Raw genomic sequence first — 21,710 nt, 5'->3', positions numbered from 1 at the left:
CTGCCGCCGCCGCGACGCTACTATCCGCGCCGGAGTTGACCAGACAGTCGCCGCTTCATTGCCGTCCTCTTCGGGGAGACAGATGGAGGGGAGGAAAGTCCGGGCTCCATAGGGCAGGGTGCCAGGTAACGCCTGGGAGGCGCAAGCCTACGACTAGTGCAACAGAGAGCAAACCGCCGATGGCCCGCGCAAGCGGGATCAGGTAAGGGTGAAAGGGTGCGGTAAGAGCGCACCGCGCGGCTGGCAACAGTTCGTGGCACGGTAAACTCCACCCGGAGCAAGGCCAAATAGGGGTTCACATGGTACGGCCCGTACTGAACCCGGGTAGGCTGCTTGAGCCAGTGAGCGATTGCTGGCCTAGAGGAATGACTGTCCACGACAGAACCCGGCTTACCGGTCAACTCCCTCGACAAAAGAAAACCCCGCGCAACGCAAGTTGCGCGGGGTTTTTCGTTTTCCGGCCGGCTTACACCGGCAGGTCAATCAGCAGCGCGCGCAGCGGGGTCTCGGCGCGGATCGTCAGGCGATTCTCCTCGCGTACGAAGGCGCCGTCGCCGCAGGTCAGGCGCTGCGCTTCGTGGCGCTCGCCGGTGGCGGCGATGGTGCCGTGAATCGACTGCAAATAGGCGCGCGGCCCGTTAATCGTCAGCGTTTGTTCTTCGCCCGGCTGCAGATCGAGATGGTGGATCCAAACCTGCTGGCGCAGCTGCAGGCTGCCCTGCGCACCGTCCGGTGAGGCCAGCAGCAGGTTGCCCGCCGTCGGCAGCGTCAGGCGCTGCACCCGCTCGTTGTTGCGTTCCGGGCAGGCGTCCAGCCACAGCTGCAGGCGGGTCAGCGGCGTATCGCTGCTGACGTTCTGTTCGCTGTAGCTCAGGCCTGGCTGGGTGGCCAGCAGCAGCGCTTCGCCGGCTTTGGCGCGCGCGGCGTTGCCGTCGCTGTCGCGGTATTCCGCCTCGCCCTGCAGGATCAGGTTCAGGATATCCACGCTGGGATAGGTGCGCGGCTGGAACGACGCGCCCGGCGCCAGCACCTCCTGATTCAGCACCCGCAGCGACGCATAGCCCATCAGTTTGGGATCGAAGTAGTGACCAAAGGAAAAGGTGTAGCGAGCCTGCAGCCAACCAAAGTCAGCTTGCCCGCATTGTTGTGCTGTTCTGCATGTAATCATGGCAATCGGCTCTCTAAATTCATTATCCAAATGGTAAGCATCTGGACGTCGGATTGTTAGCCAGTTAATCTGGTCGGCATATTCAAATTTCCTGACAGAGGGATGTGATGGCCAGAGATCGGGCGCTCACGCTTGAGGCGCTGAGAGTGATGGACGCGATCGACCGGCGCGGCAGCTTCGCCGCGGCCGCCGACGAATTGGGCCGGGTGCCGTCGGCGCTTAGCTACACCATGCAAAAATTGGAAGAAGAATTGGACGTGGTGCTGTTCGACCGTTCGGGCCACCGCACCAAGTTCACCAACGTGGGGCGCATGTTGCTGGAGCGCGGGCGGGTGCTGCTGGAAGCGGCCGACAAGCTGACCACTGACGCCGAGGCGCTGGCGCGCGGTTGGGAAACCCACCTGACCATCGTCAGCGAAGCGCTGTCGCCGCCGAGCCTGCTGTTTCCGCTGGTGGACAAGCTGGCGCTGAAGGCCAATACCCAGGTGTCGATTTTCACCGAGGTGCTGGCGGGCGCCTGGGAGCGGTTGGAGCAGGGCCGCGCCGACATCGTGATCGCGCCGGACATGCATTTTCGCGCGTCGTCGGAGATCAACACCCGCAAACTGTACAAGGTAATGAGCGTTTATGTCGCCGCGCCGGATCATCCTATCCACCAGGAGCCGGAGCCGTTGTCCGAGGTGACCCGCGTGAAGTACCGCGGCATCGCGGTGGCGGATACCGCCCGCGAGCGCCCGGTGTTGACCGTGCAGCTGCTGGATAAGCAGCAGCGTCTGACGGTGAGCACGATCGAAGACAAGCGTCTGGCGCTGCTGGCCGGGCTGGGGGTGGCGACCATGCCGTATCCGATGGTGGAGAAAGACATCGAGGCCGGGCGGCTGCGCGTGGTGGGGCCGGAATACAGCCGCGAAGCCGATATCATCATGGCCTGGCGACGCGACAGCATGGGGGAGGCGAAAGCCTGGTTCCTGCGCGAAATTCCGCGCCTGTTCGCGCAGCGTTAACGTCGGTGGGATGACATCCCCTTGCCGGGCGGCAAGGGGATTTTTTTGTCTTAGCCGAAGAGCCGATCGCGGCCGTGCGGCTCGTCCAGATCCTGCGCCGGCCCGATGGAAATGATGCCGTGCGGGTTGATGGTGGCGTGGCTGCGGTAGTAGTGGTTGCGAATGTGCGGCAGGCTGACCGTGTCGGCAATGCCCGGCATCTGGTAGATGTCGCGCAGGAAACCGTACAGGTTCAGGTAGTCGCTGATGCGGTGTTTATCGCACTTGAAGTGGGTGACGTACACCGGATCGAAGCGCACCAGCGTGGTCCACAGACGCAGGTCGGCTTCGGTCAGCCGATCGCCGGTCAGGTAGCGGTGCTGCCCCAGGATCTGCTCCAGGCGCTCCAGCGCGTTGAAGACCCCGTTGACCGCTTCGTCATACGCTTCCTGGCTGGTGGCGAAACCGGCCTTGTACACGCCGTTGTTCACCTGATCGTAAATCCAACCGTTCAGCTCATCGATTTTGCCGCGCAGCTCGGCCGGGTAGTAATCGCCCGCGCGGGCCCCCACGCCGTCAAACGCGCTGTTGAACATGCGGATGATGTCGGCGGATTCGTTGCTGACGATGGTTTGCCGCTGTTTATCCCACAGTACCGGCACGGTCACGCGCCCGCTGTAGTGCGGATCGGCCTGCAGGTAGATCTGATACAGGAAGTCGGCGTGATACAACGGATCGCCGGTGGTTTCAGGAAAATCCTGGCCGAAGGTCCAGCCGTTTTTCAGCATCAGCGGGTGCACTACCGAGACCGGAATGATCTGCTCCAGCCCTTTCAGTTTGCGCATCAGCAGCGTGCGGTGCGCCCAGGGGCAGGCGAGAGAAACATACAGGTGATAACGGCCCGCTTCGGCCTGGAAGCCGCCTGCGCCGTGTTCGCCCGGCTGACCGTCGGCGGTCACCCAATTGCGAAACTGAGCGGTTGAACGTTTGAAACGGCCGCCGGTAGATTTCGTGTCATACCAGATGTCTTGCCAAACGCCATCGACGAGTTGTCCCATGGGAATCTCCTTGGTGTCCGAGTGAAAAGCGACAGGGCCCGGCATGCCGGGCCCTGAATGACAGTTTAGATTACCATTTCTTGTTCAGAAGACGGTCGATGCTGAAGCCGCCCGGGCCTGCAACCGCCAACACGATGAAGCCGCCGGCGATGGTCAGGTTTTTCATGAACATCAGCTGGTTTACGCCTTCCGCAAAGTCAGTGTGGAACAGCAGCGCGGTCAGAATGGTGAAGCCGGCAGTGAACAGCGCTACGGTGCGGGTCAGGAAACCGAACAGGATCGCCAGACCGCCGCCAAATTCCAGCAGGATGGTCAGCGGCAGCAAGAAGCCAGGCACGCCCATCGATTGCATGTACTGTTGGGTACCGGCATAAGCGTCACCCATTTTGCCGTAGCCTGCCACGATAAACAGGATTGGCATCAGAATACGAGCAACCAGCAAACCTGTATCTTCTAATTTTTTCATCATCTACTCCAAAGTGTTTTTGTGCGCCTGTTCGGCGGTAGTCATATCAACGGGCGGTATATCGGGTCTCTCACCCTGTCCGGCCCATATCGTATTGATGGAGTGAATGTTAAGCGGGAAGTGCTCAGGTTGTTAGCAAGTAAAACTGTCGTAATTTTTCAAAAAATCTGAATCTTTAGCGTGCTAATAAACTGACGCTGGTCAGCAGGTTGCCCGGCCCTCGGGATAAGCAGCGCTGTTTTAGGGGGAAAACGAGGGCGGAGCAACAGGATGTTTGAAGGAAAGGCGTGGGGCTTACTTGGCGGAGAAGGTCTTTTTAAACAGGCGGATAGCGCTCCAGGCACCGAAAGCGCGGCGCGACCAGCGGATCATCTTGCTGGGGTGGCGAATGCCGTACAGCGCCATGACGCTGGAACCGAGCACCAGATAGCGGCGCAGGCCAAACACCGTTTGCCAGCCGCGGTCGATGCGTTCGGTCTTCTCCAACCACAGAGACTTGTGTTCGGCCAGATCCAGGCGTTGCTGCTGGATCTGGCGAATCAGCCTCTCTTTTTTCCATTCCAGGTAGCGGCGGCGGCTCATGGCTCGCGCTCCAGTTCGGCGCGGTCGAGTTCCAGCTGCTTGCGCGTGGCGCCGAGCAGCGTGGTGCGACGGGCCTTGACCAGCGTCCAGATGGTGCCAACCACGGCCAGGAACAGCAGCACGCCGGTCGTGGCGCCCAGCGCCACCAGCCGGTAGACCGGATCGATGGCCCAGAAGATCAGGATCAGCAGGCTCATCAAACCGAAGGCGGTGAACAGCAGCGTCATACCGGCCATGATCAGCAGCTGAATGAGGTTGGCTTTCTCCTCTTCCAGCTCGACCACCGCCAGCCGGACACGGGTTTCCACCATGCCGACCAGGATCGTGATGATGCGCTGACCGATATCCAGGACCCCTTTAGCGGGGCCCTGCGCGCGCACTTGCGGTTGTTCAGCCATGATTAACGACGCGCGAGCAGCACGCCCAGCACGACGCCGACCGCCGCGCCGATACCGATGCCGGTCCACGGGTTGTCGCGCACGTAGTCGTCGGCCTGACCGGCGATCTGTTTGGTTTGCGAAGCCAGCTTGTCACCGGCGTCGCTCAGGCGAGCGCGGCTCTCTTTCAGCGCGCCTTCCGCTTTCGAACGCAGCTTCTCCAGCTCGGCTTTCGGCTTATCGGTGGAGGAGTTCAGCACTTCCTCCAGCGTATCGGCTAAGGACTTCAGTTCAGCGCGTAAGTTTTCTGCATTTGAATCATGTGCCATGTGATTATTCCTTAACGTTTATTTCGACAGACTTTTAACATAGCGGATTTTTTCGCCGGAGCAAAGGGGTGATGGCCAGCAGATAACACCAGGCATCAATTCCATATGCTTAAGAAATCCCGTGTGATGGGGCTCTCATCGATAAATCCGCTGGTGTAAAAAAATTATTCCGCCTGGGCGCGTTTCAGCTCAGCCTGCGCTTCCGCCAGCTTTTGCTGCTTCTTGGCGACCTTATCCAGCTTGCCGGTTTGCTGCGCTTCTTTCAGTTCCTGCCGGCGCTCGTCGACCTTGCGCTGCTTCTCCGCGATATTTTTCTGGCGTTCGGCCTGCAGACCGGCTTCGGTACAGTGAGTCTGCACTTCGCTCAGCGCTTTTTTCAGCCCGTCCACGCGGTGGGTGTTGCCGTGTTGGGTGGCGTAGTCGATTTGCTGCTGGATGTCTTGCGCTTTGGCGGCGCAGCCGCCCTCAGCGGCTGAAGCGAGCGACGGCAGCGTGCAGAGTGGCAACAGCAGTAACAGTGAATGGCGTAATTTCATCTTTCAGTTCCTTTTCATGGGATGCCTGAACAGGCATCCGCTTTCCTGACTGCCGAAGGCGGCAGCGCGAGAGGAGGGCGTTCATCGCCAGCTGAAGTTACCCTTCAGCATAGTCATGAAACCGGCGTGCCCCCAAAGAATCAGCCGTGACTTAGTGCCGACTGATTGATTTTTGAGCTAATCGATGCGAATGAAAATGAAGATAATGGCAATGAAAGGAAACCCCTTCATATGAAGGGGATTATCCCAGATTGAGTGGGGAACGCGCAAATTCGCGTACCCAGTGCGACGGCACGGGGGACTCGCTCAACGCGATGTGGTAACCGGGCGGCAGGATGGTTTGCAGCGCTTCGCGCGCCAGCAATTGCTGCTCCGGCGAATCCAGACGGATGACCAGGCCATCGCCTTCCGGCGTAATGCTTTTGATGCGGATGCCGCGCTCATCCAGGCGCTGATAGACGTAAAAACCGTCGGGCAGCGACAGCCCTTGCTGGCTGGCGCGAATGCGCAGCTCGCTCTCGGTGCGCACCATGCAGGGCACCAACAGCGTCGCCAACGCCAGCAGGGCGAGCGCGATCATCAAGACGTATTGCCAGCGCGGGCGCTTTGCTGTCACGCCCCTTTCCCCGGATTCTGGCTGCCGGCGCGTTTTTTGCGCCACAGCACGATCAGTGAGCCGACCAGCCCGACCACCAGCAACACCAGCGGCAACATCATCAGGCAGAACATCAGCTGATCTTCATACTTGCGGAACACCGGGGTTTTCCCCAGCGCGAAACCCAGCGTCGTCAGAATCAAGACCCACAGCAGGCCGCTCATCCAGTTGAAGAACTGGAAGCGCGCGTTGCTCAGGCCGGACAGGCCGGCGATGGTCGGCAGCAGGGTGCGCACGAAGGCCAGGAAGCGGCCGACCAGCAGGGCGGAAAGCCCGTGACGGTGGAACAGGTTGTGAGCGCGCTGATGGTAGTGGGCCGGCAGGTGCGAAAGCCAGCCTTGCACCGTTCGCGTATTGCCGAGCCATCGGCCCTGTATATAGCTGACCCAGCACCCCAGGCTGGCGGCGACGGTCAGGATGACGATGGTCAGCGGGAAGCCCATGGTGCCTTTGGCGATCAGCACGCCAACCAGGATCAGCAGGCTGTCGCCCGGCAGGAAAGCGGCCGGCAGCAGGCCGTTTTCCAAAAACAGGATCATGAACAGCAGAATGTAGAGGGTCCACACCAACGAAGGGTTCGCCAGCGTCTCAAAATCCTGCTGCCACAAGGCATGTATCAGTTCTTTAATGATATCCATCCGGTGTTCCTAAAACGTCATTGTTTATTTTTATCTCAGCGGCGGAGCGGGCGTGGGCTGAAAGCGCGCGGCGATCCTGAATGCTGATAACGATGAAACGGCGTTGCTTTAAGGTTTCTAAGCGGTGCGACACCGGTCATAGGTGGTAAGTCAGCGTGCCACGGTACTGCATGTTGCTTTCTTTCCAGCCGGCCTGCCGGCTCTGTTGCCTGGAGGCGTCCAGCGTCCAGTCGACCTGGGCAAGCCGGTTGGGGGCCGGGGTGTCCTGGCGGGGGAAACGAATTCGGTAGCCCGGCTCTGCGGCCAGGGTATAGACCGGCGCCGTCAGAGAGGACGCGAGCAGCGAACCGGGGAAAGAGTGCGCTCTGGGCAGCAGCAGCGGCAACTTGCCGGGGGCTTTGCGGCGCGCTTCGGCCGGCGCCCGATACACATGATCATAGGGGGAAAGCGCCGGCTCCGCCAGCAGCGGCAGGCTGCTCAGCGCGCTGGGGGTAGGCTTGGGTGACGCCACGCATAGCTGTTGGCCGGAGACCGAACCGGTCCAGCAGAAAACAGCAATCAGCATGGCAAACAACCAGCGCATTTATTCGCGTCCCGCCCCCGCAGCAATGGGTAAAAAAGTGGGCTAACTCTACCAAAATAGCACGATTGGCAACAGGGAAATCTACGTTGCCGACGGTGAAATAGTACACGGCAAACGGCGGTTCCGGCATCGATTCAGCGGATTTTACATTACCTGACATAAGCCGACGGTTTTTGACCGCCGGGGCTATTTCGGCTCGTGGTTCACGCCATCCAGATGTACCACCGGATTCTCGGCGAACAGGTAGCGATCGGCGTTGTATTCGAAGTCGTCGCTGGTGGCGTTAAACAGCATCTGCTTGGTGTTTTCCAGGTGCTGCCACATCGCCAGTTTGGCGGCGTAAGGATCTTTGCGCATCAGCGCCTTGAGGATCTGATCGTGATCGTCGCACCAGCTGGCGATCGAACGTTCGTCGATATGCTCGTGCAGTTTCTTCCAGTAAGGGTTGTTGACCCGCTGCACCCACATTTTTTCCACGATGGTGGCCATGGCGGTGTTCTGGGTGGCCAGCGCCACCTGCACGTGGAACTTCAGATCCCACTGCGAGTCGCGGAAGCGATCCTCTTTGCGGGCGTGCTCCTGGATCTCCATCAGCTGCACGATATCTTGTTTGGTCACCTGGGTGGCGGCGAATTCGGCGATGTTGCTTTCGATCAGCTGGCGCGCCTGCAGCAGCTCAAACGGGCCGGCGGTGGCGAACTCGATGCTGTCGCCCGGCACCACCAGGTGTTTTTGCTGGTTGGACACCACGTGGATCCCGGAACCCTTGCGCACGTCCACATAGCCTTCCACTTCCAGCATGATGATCGCTTCGCGCACCACGGTGCGGCTGACATTCATCTCTTCGGCGATGTATCGCTCGGCCGGCAGCTTGTCGCCTACCGGGTAGCGGCCGCTTTCGATACGTTGCTTAAGCTCGGCGGCCAGTTGCTGATACAGGCGTCTGGTTTCGGTGAATTCCATAGTGAATGCTCTATACGGTGCGGTGGGAGGGGGCGCGTGGCCATCGGATTTGTTATACCACTTATTCGGCACCGCTGCCAGAGGAGCAAAAGGCCCGGCGCGGCGGCCGGGCGGCGGGATCAGCTGCGCGCCGGGGCTGGCTGCAGCGTGGCAGGCTGCGCTTCGGCGGCCGGGCGGTTTTGCAGCACCGTCCAGATGACGATGGCGCCGAGAATGTCGAAGACCGACAGTGCGGCGAACAGCGGGCTGAAACCGAGGGTGTCCGCCAGGGCGCCGACCACCAGGGCGAACAGCGTGCTGGCGGTCCAGGCCGCCATGCCGGTCAGGCCGTTGGCGGTCGCCACCTCATTGCGGCCGAACACGTCGGAAGAGAGGGTGATCAGCGCGCCGGACAGCGCCTGATGGGCGAAACCGCCGACGCACAGCAGCGCGATAGCCGCATAAGGGCTGGTGAACAGGCCGATCATGCCGGGGCCGATCATCAACACCGCCCCCATCGTCACCACCAGCTTGCGCGAGACGATCAGATTGACCTTGAAATACTTCTGGAACAGCGGCGGCAGGTAGCCGCCGACGATGCAGCCGAGATCGGCGAACAGCATCGGCATCCAGGCGAACATGGCGATCTCTTTCAGATTAAAGCCGTAGGCCTTGAACATGAACAGTGGGATCCAGGCGTTGAAGGTGCCCCAGGCCGGTTCCGCCAGAAAGCGCGGCAGCGCGATGCCCCAGAACTGGCGGTTGCGCACGATCTGCCAGGCGGACATCTTTTTGGCGTTTGAGGTCTGGTGCTGCGCTTCCTGGCCTTCGAGGATGTAACGACGCTCTTCCTGGCTCAGTTTCTTCTGATCTTTCGGGTGCTTGTAGAACAGCAGCCAGCAGATGGCCCAGATCAGGCTCAGCACGCCGGTGATGATGAACGCCATCTCCCAGCTGTGCGCCACGATGGCCCATACCACCAGCGGCGGGGCGATCATGCCGCCGATCGACGAACCGACGTTGAAATAGCCGACGGCGATCGAACGCTCTTTGGCCGGAAACCACTCGCTGCTGGCCTTCAGCCCGGCGGGGATCATCGCCGCCTCGGCCATGCCGACCGCGCCGCGCGCCAACGCCAGTCCGCCCCAGCTGTTGGCCAGCGCGGTGCCCATACAGAACACCGCCCAAAGAATGGCGAACATGGCGTAACCGACCTTGGTGCCGAGCACGTCCAACACATAGCCCGCCACCGGCTGCATCACGGTGTAGCAGGCGGAATAGGCGGCGACGATATAGGAATACTGCTGGGTGGTGATGTGCAGCGTATCTTCCAGCGTCGGCGCCGCCACGGCGATGGCGTTGCGGGTCAGGTAACCCAGCACGGTGCCGACGGTCACCAGCCCGATCATGTACCAGCGTAACCCTTTAATTTTACGCATCCGAAATGTCTCCCCGTTTGAAGGTATGGCCGGCGATGCGGCTGGCGAGACAATAACCTGTCATACAGGTTTAAAAGTTGAGTGATATCACAAAAGGCATTATTCGCCTGAGCGATACTGTCGCCGGTGAAATAGGGCGTTTATGCCGCACATTTGCCGTAAAAACGAGTGAAAAAGGGATTGGAGGACAGCAAAACGGCAGATGGCGGGAAAAATTTGCTGGACGCTCGCTAAAATTGGTGTGATAACTTTTGTGATTCGATCCCTGTGCCGCACGGCAAGTAAGGTAAGGAGCCCGAGATGGCGACGTTTTTGAGCGAAGATTTCCTGCTGGACAGCGAATTTGCCCGGCGTTTGTACCATGACTACGCGGCGCAGCAGCCGATTTTCGACTACCACTGCCATTTGCCGCCGCAGCAAATTGCGGAGAATACCCGCTTCAGCAACCTGTACGATATCTGGCTGCGGGGCGATCACTACAAATGGCGGGCGATGCGCACCAACGGCGTGGCGGAGCGGCTGTGCACCGGCGATGCGGGCGATCGCGAGAAATTCGACGCCTGGGCCGCCACGGTGCCGCACACCATTGGCAACCCGCTCTATCACTGGACACACCTGGAGCTGCGCCGGCCGTTCGGCATCACCGGGACGCTGCTGTCGCCGAGCACGGCGGATGAGATCTGGCAGCGCGGCAATGCGCTGCTGGCGCAGGATGAGTTTCGCGCGCGCGGCATCATGCGGCAGATGAACGTGAAAATGGTCGGTACCACCGACGATCCGATCGACGATCTGCGCCACCATCGGGCGATCGCCGACGATCATAGCTTCGATATCAAGGTGTTGCCGAGCTGGCGGCCGGACAAGGCCTTCGCCATCGATGCGCCCGGCTTCAATGACTATCTGCGGCAGCTGGAGGCGGCGGCGGACACCGCCATCGGCCGTTTCAGCATGCTGTGCGACGCCCTGCACAAGCGTATGGATCACTTCGCCGCCCACGGTTGCAAGGTGGCCGACCATGCGCTGGACGTGGTGGTGTTCGGCGAGGCCGATGAAGCGACGCTGGATGCGATCCTGCTGCGTCGCCTGAACGGCGAGCTGCCGACGCCGGAACAGAGCGCGCAGTTCAAAAGCGCGGTGCTGCTGTTCCTGGCCGGCGAATACCGGCGCCGCGGCTGGGTGCAGCAATATCACATCGGCGCGCTGCGCAATAACAACAGCCGCATGTTGGCCGCCGTCGGGCCGGATATCGGCTTCGACTCGATCAACGATCGGCCGCTGGCGGAGCCGCTGTCGCGGCTGCTGGATGCCCAGGCGCGGCAGGGCGGCCTGCCGAAAACCATTCTCTATTGCCTCAACCCGCGCGATAACGAAGTGATCGGTACCATGATCGGCAATTTCCAGGGGGAAGGCACGCCGGGCAAGATGCAGTTTGGCTCCGGCTGGTGGTTCAACGATCAGAAGGACGGCATGCAGCGCCAAATGACGCAGCTGGCGCAGCTCGGGCTGCTGAGCCGCTTCGTCGGCATGCTGACCGACAGTCGCAGCTTCCTGTCGTATACGCGCCATGAATACTTCCGCCGCATCCTTTGCCAGATGATCGGCCGCTGGGTGACGGACGGCGAAGCGCCGGCCGATATCGCGCTGCTGGGCGGGATGGTGAAAAACATCTGCTTCGACAACGCCAAAGACTATTTCGCCATTGACCTGGCGTAGCCGTTATCCGGGACCGGTTTATGCAAAGTACGATAAAGATTCACGAGCAGGATAACGTGGCGGTAGCGCTGCGCGACCTGGCCGCCGGAGACACGGTTGAGCTGGCAGGCGTCGCCGTTCCGCTGGCGCAGCCGGTGGCGCGCGGGCACAAGTTTGCGCTCGGCCCGATCGCCGAGGGCGAGGACATCATCAAATATGGCCAGCCGATCGGCCACGCGCTCGTGGCCATCGGCCCTGGGGAGCATATTCATTCGCAAAACGCCAAAACCAACCTGAGCGATCTGGACAGCTACCGTTACCAGCCGCAGTTCCCGGCGTTGCCGCCGCAGGCGGCGGATCGCGAGGTGCAGCTGTACCGCCGGGCCGGCGGCGACGTGGGGATCCGCAACGAACTGTGGATCGTGCCGACCGTCGGCTGCGTCAACGGCATCGCCCGCCAGATCCAGCAGCGCTTTTTGCAGCAAACGCAGGCGGAGGGGATCGACGGCGTGCATCTGTTCAGCCATCCGTTCGGCTGCTCGCAGCTGGGGCAGGATCATGCCAACACCCGCATCATGCTGCAGAACATGGCGCGCCATCCCAACGCCGGCGCGGTGCTGGTGATCGGGCTGGGGTGCGAGAACAATCAGGTGGATGCTTTTCGCGCCACGCTGGGGATGGCGGACGAGCGGCGGCTGCGCTTTATGGTGTGCCAACAGCAGGACGACGAGGTGGAGGCCGGGCTGGCGCTGTTGCACGAGCTGTACCGGGAGATGCGCCACGATCGCCGCGAGCCGGGCCGCCTGAGCGAGCTGAAGTTCGGCCTGGAGTGCGGCGGTTCGGACGGATTGTCGGGCATCACCGCCAACCCGTTGCTGGGGCGCTTTTCCGATTATGTGATCGCCAACGGCGGCACCACGGTGCTGACCGAAGTGCCGGAGATGTTCGGCGCCGAGCGCATTCTGATGAGCCGCTGCCGCGACGGGGAGACCTTCGACAAAACCGTCGACATGATCAACGATTTCAAACGCTATTTCATCGCCCATCAACAGCCGATATACGAGAACCCATCGCCGGGCAATAAGGCCGGCGGCATTACCACGCTGGAAGAGAAATCGCTCGGCTGCACCCAAAAAGCGGGCCTGAGCCAGGTGGTGGACGTGCTGAAGTACGGTGAGCGGCTGCGCGTGCCGGGGCTGAATCTGCTCAGCGCGCCGGGCAACGATGCGGTGGCGACCAGCGCGCTGGCCGGTGCCGGCTGCCATATGGTGCTGTTCAGCACCGGGCGCGGCACGCCGTACGGCGGCTTTGTGCCGACGGTGAAGCTGGCCACCAACAGCGAGCTGGCGGCGAAGAAACCGCATTGGATCGATTTCGACGCCGGCGGCCTGATCCACGGCGTGGCGATGGAGACCTTGCTCGGCCGCTTCGTCGATCTGATCGTCGAGATCGCCAACGGCCGCCCGGCGCGCAATGAAGCCAACGATTTCCGCGAGCTGGCGATCTTTAAAAGCGGGGTGACGCTCTAACGCTGACAAAAAAGGCGCTCGAGGGAGCGCCTTTTTATGAAGCAACTTGCGCTTAACGCACCTTCAGCGGGTCTTCGTTCGCCAGCCGTTGATCTTCCGCCTGGCAGGCCGCGGCGGTGAACAGCACGTCGGTGGAGGAGTTGAGGGCGGTTTCCGCCGAATCCTGCAGCACGCCGATAATAAAGCCGACCGCCACCACCTGCATCGCCACGTCGTTCGGAATGCCGAACATGTTGCACGCCAACGGGATCAGCAGCAGCGAGCCGCCGGCCACGCCGGAGGCCCCGCAGGCGCACAGGGCGGCCACCACGCTCAGCAGCAGAGCGGTCGGGACGTCCACCGCGATGCCCAGCGTGTTCACCGCCGCCAGCGTCAGCACGGTGATGGTGATCGCCGCGCCGGCCATGTTGATGGTGGCGCCCAGCGGGATGGAAACCGAGTAGGTGTCCTCATTCAGATTCAGCTTCTTGCACAGCTCCATGTTCACCGGGATGTTGGCGGCGGAGCTGCGGGTGAAGAAGGCGGTCACGCCGCTCTCGCGCAGGCAGGCGAACACCAACGGATACGGGTTGCGGCGGATTTTCCAGTAAACGATCAGCGGGTTGAGCACCAGCGCCACCAGCAGCATGCAGCCGAGCAGCACCATCAGCAACTGGGCGTAGCCCCACAGCACGCCGAAGCCGGTTTCCGCCAGCGTGGAAGCCACCAGGCCGAAGATGCCGAGCGGCGCACAGCGGATCACCGCGCGCACCACCAGCGTAACCGCATGGGACATGTCGTTGATCAGCCCTTTAGTGGTTTCGGAAGCGTGGCGCAGCGCCAGCCCCAGCCCGACGGCCCACGCCAGAATACCGATGTAGTTGGCGTTAATCAGCGCATGGAACGGGTTGGCCACCACGCTCATCAACAGGCCTTTCATCACGTCCACGATGCCGCCCGGCGGGGTAATGTCCGTCGCGCCGGTGGTCAGCGCCAGCGTAGAAGGGAAGATAAAGCTGACGACGACCGCCACCAGCGCGGCGGCAAAGGTGCCCAGCAGGTAGAGGAACAGGATCGGGCGAATGTTGGTCTTCTGCCCCTGTTTATGGTTGGCGATCGAGGCCATCACCAGAATCAGCACCAGCACCGGCGCCACCGCTTTCAGCGCGCCGACGAACAGGGTACCGAGCAGGCCGACGGCGGCCGCGGCTGCCGGCGAAACCAGCGCCACCAGAATGCCGGCCACCAGGCCGACCATGATTTGTTTGACCAAGCTGCCCTGAGTAATCCTTTGTAGTAGTTTTTGCATAGTGCTTTCTTCCTGATGTTATCTGGCCGCCGCGGCGGGAACGACGCCGGGTAGCTTTATATGATTCTGTAACTAAGTGTGTTTGCCGAATCAGTATTCAGCAATCGAATGATGTTGGAAAGAGGCGGGGATGAAATTCTGAGCGCGGATCAACACTTGATAACATACTGGTTACATTTGTGTGATCGCAATAACGTTTGGCGTTTTGGGGGAATTGCCAAACAATCGCGGGGCGACTAGCGCCCCGGATAACAGATTGTGGTTATTTCTTCGCCAGGCGATCGTTGCGGCGATTGACCCAGGCGTTGATCAGCAAGGTAAGCGTCAGGATGCCTGCCACCACGCCGAGCGACACGCCGATCGGGATGTGGAAGAAGTCGATAATCAGCATCTTGATGCCGATAAACACCAGGATCACCGACAGGCCATATTTCAGCATCGAGAAACGCTCCGCTACGTTGGCCAGCAGGAAGTACATGGCGCGCAGGCCCATGATGGCGAACAGGTTAGAGGTCAGGACAATGAACGGATCGGTGGTCACGGCGAAGATCGCCGGGATGCTGTCCACCGCGAAGATCACGTCGCTCAGTTCGACCAGGATCAGCACCAGCACCAGCGGGGTGGCGAACAGGATGCCGTTGCGGCGCACGAAGAAGCGCTCGCCTTCCAGGCTGTCGGTCATGCGCAGGTGGCTGCGCAGCCATTTCACCAGCGGCTTGTCGCCGATCGCCGAGTCATCTTCCTTCGCCAGCGCCATCTTGATACCGGTGAACAGCAGGAAGGCGCCGAACAGATACAGCAGCCACTGGAACTGGCTGACCAGCCAGCTGCCGGCGAAGATCATGATGGTACGCAGGACGATCGCGCCCAGCACGCCGTAGATCAGCACCCGCCGCTGCAGGTTGGCCGGCACGGCGAAGTAGCTGAACAGCATCAGCCAGACGAACACGTTATCCACCGCCAGCGCTTTTTCGATCAGGTAGCCGGTCAGGAAGGCCAGCGCCTGGGTATCGGCGACGGCGCGCCCGGCGGTTTCATTCAGGTAGTACCAGAAACCGAAATTGAACAGCAGGGAGAGGCTGACCCACACCAGCGACCAGCTGGCGGCCTGCTTCAGGGTCATGGTGTGCGCGCCTTTACGGCCCTGCAACAGGAGGTCGATTGCGAGCATCACGACTATGACGGCGGCGAAGCTGCCCCATAACCACGGTGTGCCAACGGAATTCATCATCAGAGGTATCCTTCAAAAACAAAAACGGCCAACGTCGGAAGACGCCAGCCGCTCTGTGAACGCTGCAAGCAAACCTCGCCTTCCGGCAAGGTCTCACTTACAACGTTGATGAAGGTGGTTACACCTTTGACATCAGGTTGCCCGGTAACCGGATGCTTGCGCATCGTAATGACGATTGACCGGCAATGAAGTTACTCCCCTTTGCAGAGCAGAAAGTAATGCAAAATGTGTCGGCGGTCAACGTGAATCGCGTTAGCCGGCCATCGCTTTTTGCGCGCCGAGGCTGACGACGAATCCCTGCAGCAGCAGGCGGCTGAACGGCGTGTCGCTAACCTGTTGTTGTTGCTGTTGATAGCGGGCTTGTTGCTCGGGATGCAGTTCGCCAAGCCACTGCAGATACTGGCTCATCACCGCGCCGTTGAATTCCGGATGGAACTGGGTGGTCAGGGCGTGATCGCCATAGCGCAGGATCTGGTGCGCGTCCTGCTGCGAACGCGCCAGCGTCTGCGCGCCGGCGGGCGGCGTCAGCACGCTCTGCGAATGGATAAGGTTGGCCTTGAAACGCGGCGGCAGCAGGGTGAGCCGCCGGTCTTCGGCCGCGGCGGGCAGCAGTTCGATCTCCAGCGTACCCACCTCCATGCCCTGCGGGTGGTAGCCCACTTCGCCGCCGAGCGCGTAGGCCAGCAGCTGGTGGCCGTAGCAGACGCCGAACAGCGGCAGTTTGATCGCCATCGCCTGACGCAGCCATTCGGCGGCTTCCTCGCTCCACGGCAGCTGTTCGGTCACCATCGCCGGCGATCCGGTGATGACTACGCCGCAATAGGCGGCCGGCGGCAACGGCCGTTCGCCGGCGGGAAGATGCACGATGTGCGCGCGTTCGGCGTCGATGTTGCCCTGTTGCAGGAACATACCTTCAAAGTTGGCCAGTTCCTGGCGAATGGCCTGCGGCGCGTCGCCGGTTTGCATCACGAGCAGCGGTTTCATCTCATTCTCCGTCGGCGGGGAAGACGACGCCGGTCTGGCGGCGGATGTCGGTCAGCAGGCGGGCGACGATCAGCGAATTCTCCAGCCCCGGGTGTTCCACCTGATGCTTCTCAATCAGCTCGGCGAAGGCCAGCGCTTCATACAGCATGGTATTGATGTGCTGTGTCTGGCTCAGATCCTGGCGGTTGCCGCCGCGCGGCGTCAGCGCCACGCCCTGACACTCGGAAATCTTGTCGATAATCAGCGTGCCTTCTTCCCCCTGGATCTCGCTGGGGATCGCCGAGTCGCTGACCTTGGAATGGGAAAGCGTGACGTCGAAATCGCCGTAGTTCAGACAGACGGTGCCGTGGGCGTCCACGCCGGTATTCAGCAGCGTGGCGCTGGCCAGCACCGACTGCGGCGCGCCGAACAGCGCTACCGCGCTGGCCAGGCAGTAGTAGCCGATGTCCATGATCGAGCCGTTGGAGAACTGGGGGTTAAAGGTGTTGGGGTTCTCGCCGGCGAGATAGCGCGGGTAGCGCGAAGAGTATTGGCAGTAGTTGATAAAGGCTTTGCGCAGCCGGCCGACTTTCGGCAATGCCTGCTGCAGCGCCAGGAAATTCGGCAAGTAGGCGCTTTTGAACGCTTCGAACAGCACCACCTGATTTTCCCGCGCGCAGGCTACCAGCTGTTCCGCTTCGCGCTGGTTGGAGGCCAGCGGCTTTTCGCAGATCACGTGTTTTTTATGGCGCAGGAACAGCAGCGACTGCGGGCAGTGCAGGGAATTGGGGCTGGCGATATACACCGCGTCTATGGCGTCAGACTGCGCCATCGCCTCGAGCGAGTCGAAAAACTGCGTGACCTGATAGTTGGCGCCAAAGGCCTGCGCCTGGTCCAGCGAGCGTGAATACACGGCGCTCAGCTTGAGTTTGCCGCTTTCATGGGCGGCATCGATAAAACGTTCCGTAATCCAGTTGGTGCCGACGACGGCAAAGCGAATCATGGCGAGCTCCGGTCCAGGCCTAAAACCGCAGATTATCACGGCCTCACTCGCTATGCATACAGCTCGCCGAACAGCGAAAGGTGCGTCAGATACAGCCGGGTATCGAACTCCAGCTGGTGGTAATCCGGCTCCATATGGCAGCACAGGCTGTAGAACGCCTTGTTGTGATCTTTCTCTTTCAGGTGCGCCAGCTCATGCACCACGATCATGCGCAGGAAGGGTTCGGGCGCCACCTTGAACACCGTCGCCACGCGGATTTCCGCCTTGGCCTTCAGCTTGCCGCCCTGCACGCGCGAGATGGCGGTATGCAGGCCAAGCGCGTGCTTCATGACGTGGATCTTGCTGTCGTAGGCCACCTTGCTCAGCGGCTGGGCGTTGCGCAGATACTGGTTTTTCAGATCGACGGTAAACTGATACAGCGACTTGTCGGTGGTACAGTCGTGCACCTGCGGATAGCGCTGCAGCAGCACGTCTCCCAGCCGGTTCTGATGGATCAGTTGCTGCACCTGGCTTTGCAGATGCGTTGGGTAGCCTTGCAGGTAGGTCAATTCAGACATTCTTGTTCCGTATCAACGGCCATTCAGCCGGTCATTCTATGCTGTTTTTTCGCTCAAATCCTGACATACGCAATTTATCCGAAAAAACATTTTACTGACGGGCGTTTTTAGGGGATAAACAGCCCAAATTTTATCAGTCAGGAGGGGCAATGAGCCAACTCGATCTGGGAACACAGCAACTTGAGCTGGAGCGTTATCCCCAACAGGAAGAATCCACCCAACTGCAGGCGTGGGAAGCAGCGGACGAATATCTGCTGCAACAGCTTGAAAACGTAGATATCGGCGGCCGTCCGGTGCTGATTTTCAACGATAACTTCGGCACCCTGGCCTGTGCGCTGCACGCGCATCGTCCTTACAGCGTCAGCGACTCGTACATGAGCCAGCTGGCGACGCGCCACAACCTGAAGCTCAACGGTCTGGATCCCGAGCAGGTCACGCTGTTGGACAGCCTGGCCGAGCTGCCGGCGGCGCCGGCGGTGGTGCTGATTCGCGTGCCGAAAGCGCTGGCGCTGCTGGAGCAGCAGCTGCGCGCGCTGCGCCACGTCGTGACCGAAGACACGCTGATCGTCGCCGGCGCCAAGGCGCGCGACGTGCATACCTCGACGATGCAGCTGTTTGAAAAGGTGCTGGGCCCGACGCGCACCAGCCTGGCGTGGAAGAAAGCGCGCCTGATCTTCTGCCAGGCGGCGGATATCGTCCCACCGGCGGCGGCGGAAACCACCGACTGGACGCTGGACGGCACCGATTGGCTTATCCACAACCACGCCAACGTCTTCTCGCGCGGCAGCCTGGATATCGGCGCGCGCCTGTTTATGGAACATCTGCCGCGTGGCCTGAACGGCCATATCGTCGATCTGGGCTGCGGCAACGGCGTGATTGGCCTGACGGCGCTGGCGCAAAACCCGGAAGCGCAGGTGACCTTCGTCGATGAATCTTACATGGCGGTGGCCTCCAGCGAGCTGAACGTGGAGCACAACCTGCCGCAAGAGCTGGATCGCTGTCAGTTTGAGGTGAACAACGCGCTCGCGGGCATCGAGCGCGAAAGCGTGCAGGCGGTGCTGTGTAACCCGCCGTTCCACCAGCAGCATGCCATTACCGATCACACCGCCTGGCAGATGTTCTGCGACGCCAAGCGCTGCCTGCAGGTAGGCGGCGAGTTACGCATCGTCGGCAACCGCCACCTCGACTATCATCAGAAGCTCAAGCGTCTGTTCGGCAACTGCACGCTGGTGGCCTCGAACAAGAAGTTCGTGATCTTGAGAGCGGTTAAATCCGGCGCGCGTCGCTGAGCGTGATGACCAAGGGGCGCTGTGCGCCCCTTTTTTACAGCGCCATCGCCAGCCGCGTACCCTGATCGATCGCGCGGCGGGCGTCCAGCTCGGCGGCCACGTCGGCGCCGCCGATCAGATGTACGATTTTCCCCATCGCCTGCAGCGGCTGCTGCAGCTCGCGGCGTGGTTCCTGCCCGGCGCAGATGACCACCGTGTCTACCGGCAGGCAGCTGTCCTGCTCGGCGCGGGTGATGTGCAGCCCTTCGTCGTCGATCAGCCGATAGCTGACGCTGTTGAGCATTTTCACGCCGCGCATCGCCAGGCTGGCGCGGTGGATCCAACCAGTGGTTTTCCCCAGGCCTTCGCCCACTTTGCTGGTTTTGCGCTGCAGCAGATAGATTTGCCGCGCGGCGCGTGGCGCCTGAGGGCCTTGCGCCGCCAGCCCGCCGCGCTGCTCAAGGCGGCCGTCAATGCCCCATTCGCGGTTGAATTCCGCCTGATCCTGGCTGCTGGACACGCCGTGCTGGCTGAGGTACTCGGCGGTGTCGAAGCCGATGCCGCCGGCGCCGACGATCGCCACCCGCTGGCCGACCGGTTTTTTATCGCGCAGCACGTCCAGATAGCTCAGCACCTTGGCGTGGCCGATGCCGGGGATGTCCGGGGTGCGCGGCAAGATGCCGCAGGCGAGGATCACTTCGTCGAATTCGCTTAAATCCGCCGCCTCGACCTTGACGCCCAGCCTGACCGTCACTTCGCGCAGCGCCAGCTGGCGGCGGAAGTAACGCAGGGTTTCATGGAATTCTTCCTTGCCGGGGATCTGCTTGGCGATGTTGAACTGGCCGCCGATCTGATCGGCCGCGTCGAACAGCGTCACCTGATGGCCGCGGCTGGCGGCAGTGGTGGCGAAGGCCAGCCCGGCGGGGCCGGCGCCGATCACCGCCAGCTTTTTCGGTTTCTCCGCCATCGTCAACGGCATTTCGGTTTCGCGGCAGGCGCGCGGGTTGACCAGGCAAGACGTCAGCTTGCCTTCAAAAATCTGGTCGAGACAGGCCTGGTTGCAACCGATGCAGGTATTGATCTCGTCGGCGCGTCCCTCGGCGGCTTTCTGCACAAAGGCGGCGTCGGCGAGGAACGGGCGCGCCATCGACACCATGTCGGCACAGCCGTCCGCCAGCACCTGCTCGGCCACCGCCGGATCGTTGATGCGGTTAGTGGTGATCAGCGGAATACCCACCTTGCCCATCAGCTTGCGGGTCACCCAGCTGAACCCGGCGCGCGGCACCATGGTGGCGATGGTCGGGATGCGCGCCTCGTGCCAGCCGATACCGGTATTGATGATCGTGGCGCCCGCCTGTTCGACCGCCAGCGCCAGCTGTTCAATCTCCTGCCAGCTGGAGCCGTCTTCCACCAGATCGAGCATCGACAGCCGGTAGATCAGAATGAATTCCGCGCCCACCGCCTGGCGCACCGCCCGCACGATCTCGACGGCGAAGCGCATGCGGTTGGTGAAGCTGCCGCCCCAGCGATCGTCGCGCTGGTTGGTGCGCGCCGCCAAAAATTGGTTGATCAGGTAGCCTTCGGAACCCATCACCTCAACGCCGTCGTAGCCGGCCTGTTGCGCCAGCGCCGCGCAGCGGGCGAAGTCGGCGATGGTCTGCTCGATCTCCGCTTCACTCAGCGCGCTTGGCGCGAAGGGATTGATCGGCGCCTGCAGCGCGGAAGGGCCCACCGGGTGCGGCTGATAGCTGTAGCGGCCGGCATGCAGGATCTGCAGCGCTATCTTGCCGCCCGCGCGATGAACGGCCTCGGTGACCGGCCAATGGTGAGGCAGCTGCGCCTCGTTGTTGAGGGTGGAACCGCCGCGATACACCACGCCTTTGTCGTTGGGCGCGATGCCGCCGGTGACGATCAGGGCCACGCCGGCGGCGGCACGCTCGGCATAGAACGCGGCCAGGCGCTGCGGGCCGTCAGGCAGCTCTTCCAGGCCGGTATGCATCGATCCCATCAGCACCCGGTTTTTCAGGGTGGTGAAGCCGAGATCCAGCGGCGCCAGCAGGTGAGGGTAATTGCTCATTGCACTCTCCATCGTTCATCCCCCGCCTCTTTCAACCTGCAGCGTTGTTGCCTGCGTTCGCTCGCCCCAGTCACTTACTTGAGTAAGCTCCTGGGAACGCCCGAACTTGCCGCCTAGCTACAGGTTGAAAGCGATTGGGGATGAGCATCTGTTATTATTATGTGAACACAAGTGGTCGGATGAGATAAATCTAGCCGTTGTCGCGCCGCTTGGGAATCTGCGTTGTGCCGAATGTGATAGACGTCATGAATCTCAGGCACCGTTTGCATAACGAACAAAAGATCGGTTAACCTTTGCGCGTTGTAAATACCTTCTCTCTGCGGAGCCATAACCGAAAATGAACAAC

Annotated in this window: 23 protein-coding genes and 1 other RNA gene; 6 read left to right on the top strand and 18 right to left on the bottom strand. The window is 61.3% G+C overall.

Annotated features, from left to right (window positions below; genetic code table 11):
- The first annotated feature begins 31 nt into the window (after positions 1-31).
- Positions 32-409, top strand: an RNA gene (rnpB, locus tag EKL15_RS11745) — RNase P RNA component class A.
- 57 nt (positions 410-466) lie between these two features.
- On the opposite strand, the gene EKL15_RS11740 is transcribed toward rnpB, so the two are convergent.
- Entirely contained in the window at positions 467-1,168 is a 702-nt protein-coding gene (locus EKL15_RS11740) for a pirin family protein (protein ID WP_049273683.1), read from the bottom strand.
- A 107-nt stretch (positions 1,169-1,275) separates the two neighbouring features.
- Between EKL15_RS11740 and EKL15_RS11735 the strand changes: the two genes are divergently transcribed.
- The gene (locus EKL15_RS11735) at positions 1,276-2,172 is read left to right on the top strand and encodes a LysR family transcriptional regulator (RefSeq protein WP_004937113.1); all 897 of its coding nucleotides are present in this window, start codon (positions 1,276-1,278) and stop codon (positions 2,170-2,172) included.
- Between the two features lie 50 nt (positions 2,173-2,222).
- Here the strand turns inward: EKL15_RS11735 and EKL15_RS11730 are convergent, their stop codons facing one another.
- From EKL15_RS11730 to EKL15_RS11680, 11 genes are all read right to left on the bottom strand, one after another.
- Positions 2,223-3,209: a glutathione S-transferase family protein gene (locus tag EKL15_RS11730; protein WP_060424696.1), complete on the bottom strand. Its 987-nt coding sequence runs from the start codon at positions 3,207-3,209 to the stop codon at positions 2,223-2,225.
- A gap of 70 nt (positions 3,210-3,279) precedes the next feature.
- Complete coding sequence (locus EKL15_RS11725) at positions 3,280-3,675, bottom strand: DoxX family protein (RefSeq protein WP_004937119.1); 396 nt, start codon at positions 3,673-3,675, stop codon at positions 3,280-3,282.
- 294 nt (positions 3,676-3,969) lie between these two features.
- Entirely contained in the window at positions 3,970-4,257 is a 288-nt protein-coding gene (locus tag EKL15_RS11720; RefSeq protein WP_004937121.1) for a YqjK-like family protein, read from the bottom strand.
- On the bottom strand, positions 4,254-4,655 hold the full coding sequence (locus EKL15_RS11715) for a phage holin family protein (protein ID WP_015379160.1): 402 nt from the start codon (positions 4,653-4,655) through the stop codon (positions 4,254-4,256). The genes EKL15_RS11720 and EKL15_RS11715 overlap by 4 nt, the downstream gene beginning before the upstream one ends.
- Before the next feature lie 2 nt (positions 4,656-4,657).
- Complete coding sequence (locus EKL15_RS11710) at positions 4,658-4,963, bottom strand: YqjD family protein (RefSeq protein ID WP_060424699.1); 306 nt, start codon at positions 4,961-4,963, stop codon at positions 4,658-4,660.
- A gap of 164 nt (positions 4,964-5,127) precedes the next feature.
- Positions 5,128-5,499 carry a DUF1090 domain-containing protein gene (locus EKL15_RS11705; RefSeq protein WP_084827508.1) on the bottom strand — a complete coding sequence of 124 codons (372 nt, stop codon included), beginning with the start codon at positions 5,497-5,499 and terminating at the stop codon, positions 5,128-5,130.
- A gap of 241 nt (positions 5,500-5,740) precedes the next feature.
- On the bottom strand, positions 5,741-6,115 hold the full coding sequence (mzrA, locus tag EKL15_RS11700) for an EnvZ/OmpR regulon moderator MzrA (RefSeq protein ID WP_004937130.1): 375 nt from the start codon (positions 6,113-6,115) through the stop codon (positions 5,741-5,743).
- Positions 6,112-6,792 carry a DedA family protein gene (locus EKL15_RS11695; RefSeq protein WP_049198505.1) on the bottom strand — a complete coding sequence of 227 codons (681 nt, stop codon included), beginning with the start codon at positions 6,790-6,792 and terminating at the stop codon, positions 6,112-6,114. The genes mzrA and EKL15_RS11695 overlap by 4 nt, the downstream gene beginning before the upstream one ends.
- Positions 6,793-6,928: 136 nt before the next feature.
- The gene (locus EKL15_RS11690; RefSeq protein ID WP_060424701.1) at positions 6,929-7,375 is read right to left on the bottom strand and encodes a hypothetical protein; all 447 of its coding nucleotides are present in this window, start codon (positions 7,373-7,375) and stop codon (positions 6,929-6,931) included.
- Between the two features lie 186 nt (positions 7,376-7,561).
- The gene (exuR, locus tag EKL15_RS11685; RefSeq protein ID WP_004937137.1) at positions 7,562-8,338 is read right to left on the bottom strand and encodes a transcriptional regulator ExuR; all 777 of its coding nucleotides are present in this window, start codon (positions 8,336-8,338) and stop codon (positions 7,562-7,564) included.
- Positions 8,339-8,457: 119 nt separating this feature from the next.
- Positions 8,458-9,756 carry an MFS transporter gene (locus EKL15_RS11680; RefSeq protein WP_060440992.1) on the bottom strand — a complete coding sequence of 433 codons (1,299 nt, stop codon included), beginning with the start codon at positions 9,754-9,756 and terminating at the stop codon, positions 8,458-8,460.
- Positions 9,757-9,833: 77 nt separating this feature from the next.
- Between EKL15_RS11680 and EKL15_RS11675 the strand changes: the two genes are divergently transcribed.
- The 3 genes from EKL15_RS11675 to EKL15_RS11665 are packed head-to-tail and all read left to right on the top strand — an operon-like array spanning position 9,834 to position 12,977.
- The gene (locus EKL15_RS11675) at positions 9,834-10,001 is read left to right on the top strand and encodes a hypothetical protein (RefSeq protein WP_154618198.1); all 168 of its coding nucleotides are present in this window, start codon (positions 9,834-9,836) and stop codon (positions 9,999-10,001) included.
- 55 nt (positions 10,002-10,056) lie between these two features.
- Positions 10,057-11,469 carry a glucuronate isomerase gene (gene uxaC, locus EKL15_RS11670; RefSeq protein WP_060424706.1) on the top strand — a complete coding sequence of 471 codons (1,413 nt, stop codon included), beginning with the start codon at positions 10,057-10,059 and terminating at the stop codon, positions 11,467-11,469.
- A 20-nt stretch (positions 11,470-11,489) separates the two neighbouring features.
- Positions 11,490-12,977, top strand: coding sequence for a UxaA family hydrolase (locus EKL15_RS11665; RefSeq protein ID WP_070915399.1), 1,488 nt, complete (start codon positions 11,490-11,492; stop codon positions 12,975-12,977).
- 52 nt (positions 12,978-13,029) lie between these two features.
- Here the strand turns inward: EKL15_RS11665 and sstT are convergent, their stop codons facing one another.
- From sstT to EKL15_RS11640, 5 genes are all read right to left on the bottom strand, one after another.
- Positions 13,030-14,265, bottom strand: a complete 1,236-nt coding sequence (sstT, locus tag EKL15_RS11660; protein ID WP_070915398.1) for a serine/threonine transporter SstT — start codon at positions 14,263-14,265, stop codon at positions 13,030-13,032.
- A gap of 262 nt (positions 14,266-14,527) precedes the next feature.
- On the bottom strand, positions 14,528-15,496 hold the full coding sequence (locus EKL15_RS11655; RefSeq protein WP_060424713.1) for a TerC family protein: 969 nt from the start codon (positions 15,494-15,496) through the stop codon (positions 14,528-14,530).
- Positions 15,497-15,748: 252 nt separating this feature from the next.
- Complete coding sequence (locus tag EKL15_RS11650; RefSeq protein ID WP_060424716.1) at positions 15,749-16,480, bottom strand: glutamine amidotransferase; 732 nt, start codon at positions 16,478-16,480, stop codon at positions 15,749-15,751.
- Position 16,481: 1 nt separating this feature from the next.
- A complete protein-coding gene (locus EKL15_RS11645; RefSeq protein ID WP_197803649.1) occupies positions 16,482-17,462 on the bottom strand; it encodes a Gfo/Idh/MocA family protein in 981 nt (326 codons plus the stop codon).
- A 50-nt stretch (positions 17,463-17,512) separates the two neighbouring features.
- Complete coding sequence (locus EKL15_RS11640) at positions 17,513-18,019, bottom strand: M48 family metallopeptidase (RefSeq protein ID WP_004937154.1); 507 nt, start codon at positions 18,017-18,019, stop codon at positions 17,513-17,515.
- Between the two features lie 149 nt (positions 18,020-18,168).
- Here EKL15_RS11640 and rlmG point away from each other — a divergent pair, with 149 nt between their 5' ends.
- Positions 18,169-19,308, top strand: coding sequence for a 23S rRNA (guanine(1835)-N(2))-methyltransferase RlmG (rlmG, locus tag EKL15_RS11635; protein ID WP_015379148.1), 1,140 nt, complete (start codon positions 18,169-18,171; stop codon positions 19,306-19,308).
- Between the two features lie 34 nt (positions 19,309-19,342).
- Here rlmG and EKL15_RS11630 read toward each other — a convergent pair whose 3' ends face one another.
- Entirely contained in the window at positions 19,343-21,364 is a 2,022-nt protein-coding gene (locus tag EKL15_RS11630; RefSeq protein ID WP_203089496.1) for an FAD-dependent oxidoreductase, read from the bottom strand.
- Positions 21,365-21,710 lie beyond the last annotated feature (346 nt).

Origin of the sequence: Serratia sp. 4542, from assembly GCF_016805595.1 — a bacterium.
Taxonomy (GTDB): Bacteria; Pseudomonadota; Gammaproteobacteria; order Enterobacterales; family Enterobacteriaceae; genus Serratia; species Serratia nevei.
The sequence above is the reverse complement of the archived record's forward strand: the minus strand, read 5'-3'. Positions and strand labels throughout refer to the sequence as shown.

Coding starts and splice junctions, on each gene's coding strand:
- EKL15_RS11735 (WP_004937113.1), top strand. CDS start 1,276: ATGGCCAGAGATCGGGCGCTCACGCTTGAGGCGCTGAGAGTGATGGAC.
- EKL15_RS11705 (WP_084827508.1), bottom strand. CDS start 5,499: ATGAAATTACGCCATTCACTGTTACTGCTGTTGCCACTCTGCACGCTG.
- sstT (WP_070915398.1), bottom strand. CDS start 14,265: ATGCAAAAACTACTACAAAGGATTACTCAGGGCAGCTTGGTCAAACAA.
- EKL15_RS11665 (WP_070915399.1), top strand. CDS start 11,490: ATGCAAAGTACGATAAAGATTCACGAGCAGGATAACGTGGCGGTAGCG.
- EKL15_RS11690 (WP_060424701.1), bottom strand. CDS start 7,375: ATGCGCTGGTTGTTTGCCATGCTGATTGCTGTTTTCTGCTGGACCGGT.
- EKL15_RS11695 (WP_049198505.1), bottom strand. CDS start 6,792: ATGGATATCATTAAAGAACTGATACATGCCTTGTGGCAGCAGGATTTT.
- EKL15_RS11630 (WP_203089496.1), bottom strand. CDS start 21,364: ATGAGCAATTACCCTCACCTGCTGGCGCCGCTGGATCTCGGCTTCACC.
- EKL15_RS11655 (WP_060424713.1), bottom strand. CDS start 15,496: ATGATGAATTCCGTTGGCACACCGTGGTTATGGGGCAGCTTCGCCGCC.
- EKL15_RS11715 (WP_015379160.1), bottom strand. CDS start 4,655: ATGGCTGAACAACCGCAAGTGCGCGCGCAGGGCCCCGCTAAAGGGGTC.
- uxaC (WP_060424706.1), top strand. CDS start 10,057: ATGGCGACGTTTTTGAGCGAAGATTTCCTGCTGGACAGCGAATTTGCC.
- EKL15_RS11710 (WP_060424699.1), bottom strand. CDS start 4,963: ATGGCACATGATTCAAATGCAGAAAACTTACGCGCTGAACTGAAGTCC.
- EKL15_RS11725 (WP_004937119.1), bottom strand. CDS start 3,675: ATGAAAAAATTAGAAGATACAGGTTTGCTGGTTGCTCGTATTCTGATG.
- EKL15_RS11645 (WP_197803649.1), bottom strand. CDS start 17,462: ATGATTCGCTTTGCCGTCGTCGGCACCAACTGGATTACGGAACGTTTT.
- EKL15_RS11740 (WP_049273683.1), bottom strand. CDS start 1,168: ATGATTACATGCAGAACAGCACAACAATGCGGGCAAGCTGACTTTGGT.
- EKL15_RS11730 (WP_060424696.1), bottom strand. CDS start 3,209: ATGGGACAACTCGTCGATGGCGTTTGGCAAGACATCTGGTATGACACG.
- rlmG (WP_015379148.1), top strand. CDS start 18,169: ATGAGCCAACTCGATCTGGGAACACAGCAACTTGAGCTGGAGCGTTAT.
- EKL15_RS11680 (WP_060440992.1), bottom strand. CDS start 9,756: ATGCGTAAAATTAAAGGGTTACGCTGGTACATGATCGGGCTGGTGACC.
- EKL15_RS11650 (WP_060424716.1), bottom strand. CDS start 16,480: ATGAAACCGCTGCTCGTGATGCAAACCGGCGACGCGCCGCAGGCCATT.
- EKL15_RS11640 (WP_004937154.1), bottom strand. CDS start 18,019: ATGTCTGAATTGACCTACCTGCAAGGCTACCCAACGCATCTGCAAAGC.
- EKL15_RS11720 (WP_004937121.1), bottom strand. CDS start 4,257: ATGAGCCGCCGCCGCTACCTGGAATGGAAAAAAGAGAGGCTGATTCGC.
- exuR (WP_004937137.1), bottom strand. CDS start 8,338: ATGGAATTCACCGAAACCAGACGCCTGTATCAGCAACTGGCCGCCGAG.